Consider the following 246-nt stretch of genomic DNA (forward strand, 5'->3'; position numbering starts at 1 on the left):
GGTCACGTCCAGCCCTATGATCACCACGGGCCAGGGGGCGGTGAACACCCGATCGGCCGCCTCGGGATCGTCGTGAATGTTGGCCTCGGCATAGGGGGTCACGTTGCCGCGATGGCCGTTGACGCCAAAGGCGCCCCCCATCACCACCACCTGCTTCACCAGCGCGGTGATCTCGGCGGCGGCCTCGAGCGCCAGCGCAAGGTTGGTGAGCGGCCCGATTGTCACCAGGGTGATCTCGCCAGGGTT

The 246-nt window shown here is 67.5% G+C and carries 1 protein-coding gene; it reads right to left on the reverse strand.

Annotated elements, in window-relative coordinates:
* A partial coding sequence (locus B4920_RS27395) for a nucleoside hydrolase (protein WP_173862737.1) occupies positions 1-246 on the reverse strand: 246 nt, incomplete at both ends.

Source organism: Zoogloea sp. LCSB751, assembly GCF_002028455.1.
Classification (GTDB): domain Bacteria; phylum Pseudomonadota; class Gammaproteobacteria; order Burkholderiales; family Rhodocyclaceae; genus Zoogloea.